Annotated in this window: 2 protein-coding genes; one reads left to right on the forward strand and one right to left on the reverse strand. The window is 64.9% G+C overall.

Features of this window, described 5'->3' with window-relative positions:
* Positions 1–713, reverse strand: a 713-nt coding sequence (locus tag ABNS06_RS12320) for an AAA family ATPase (RefSeq protein ID WP_348674898.1), incomplete at its 3' end; no start/stop codon positions are given.
* Between the two features lie 234 nt (positions 714–947).
* On the opposite strand from ABNS06_RS12320, the gene ABNS06_RS12325 reads away from it, so the two are divergent.
* A complete protein-coding gene (locus ABNS06_RS12325; protein ID WP_348674899.1) occupies positions 948–1,379 on the forward strand; it encodes a VOC family protein in 432 nt (143 codons plus the stop codon).
* The last annotated feature ends 220 nt before the right edge of the window (positions 1,380–1,599 follow it).

Here is a 1,599-nt window from a genome sequence, read left to right on the forward strand (position 1 = left end):
CCCGGCGTGCGTGTGGCCTGCACGAGCTGGACGATGTACTCCTCGACGGCCTCGTCCAGATGCAGGTCCAGACAGGCCGCCCGCATCGCCATGACGTCGGCCTGGCTCACGCGCAGCTCCGAGGTCGGCGCGGCAGTGTGCCGTTCGGTGTCGCGGGTCAGCCGCAGGATCGCGCGCTCGGTGGCGACATCCGGATAGCCGACCTTCACGTACATCAGGAAGCGGTCGAGCTGGGCCTCCGGCAGCCGGTAGGTGCCTTCCTGCTCGATCGGGTTCTGCGTCGCCATGACCAGGAACAGGTCGGGCAGGCGATAGGTGGTCTGGCCCACCGTCACCTGCCGCTCGGCCATGGCCTCCAGCAGCGCCGATTGCACCTTCGCTGGCGCCCGGTTGATCTCGTCGGCCAGCAGCAGATTGTGGAAGATCGGTCCCTGGCGGAATTCGAACGCGCCGGACTCCGGTCGATAGATTTCCGTGCCGACCAGATCCGACGGCAGCAGATCGGGGGTGAACTGCAGACGGTGGAAATCCGCTTCGAGATGGTCGGTGAGCGTCTTGATCGCCGTGGTCTTGGCCAGGCCCGGCGCGCCTTCGACCAGCAGATGACCGTCGGCAAGCAGGGCGATCAGCAGCCGCTCGACCAGATGGGTTTGTCCGAGAATCCGGGATTCGACGGCGTCCCGCAGTGCCGTGGCCACGCTGTGTTTCGACATGTCTTCCTGAATCGATTGCATCGGGTGCCAGAACGACCCCGTTAATGACGACGCCCGGTCCGCGAATCAAGTTCCGCCCGGCGTCGTTCGACGGACTGCCGTCACGTGTCGTTGATCACGACGCAAACGGTGTCCTCGGATCAAGGATGTCGCGGGTCCACGCAGGGTTGCAAGTTGCGGGATGAACGACGGATTCGCGCCGCCTGGCCGAGTTCTCGGTTAGCCTGTGCTCCCATGACGAATCTGAGCCCGTTTCACCTTGCCATTCCTGTATCCGATCTTGCCGCGTCCCGGGCGTTCTACGGGCAGACGCTGGGCTGCCCCGAGGGGCGCAGCGCGGCGACCTGGGTGGATTTCGATTTCTTTGGCCACCAGCTTGTCGTGCATCTGGCGGGCGAGGGCGGCGAACAGGGACTGGCCTCTGCGCAGCCGGTGGACGGTGATCACGTGCCGGTGCCGCACTTCGGTGTCGTGCTGCACCTGGACGACTGGCAAGTGCTGGTCGATCGCCTGACGAAGGCAGGTGTCCGGTTCGAGCTCGAACCCCGCCGGCGATTCGTCGGGCAGCCCGGCGAACAGGCAACGCTGTTTCTGCGCGACCCCAGCGGCAACGCGCTGGAATTCAAGGGATTCCGGGACATCGACGCCGCGCTGTTCGCGCGTTAGCCTGCGGCGGTTTCGGGCCGGATTTGCGCACGGATGCGCGTGCCGCCCGGATCTGCCGGCCGGGCCGTACCGGCTCGTTGCGGAAAAAACCTGGAATCGAAAGCCGGTCCGCATCGAACGAATCGATAAAAAGACAAGCAAAAACATATGGATAATGGGATAATGCCGGCCGTGGCGATTGGCTTTGCACCACTGATGGGCAGGCCGGCTGGCCGCGAGA

It is taken from the genome of uncultured Abyssibacter sp. (assembly GCF_964000955.1).
Classification (GTDB): domain Bacteria; phylum Pseudomonadota; class Gammaproteobacteria; order Nevskiales; family OUC007; genus Abyssibacter.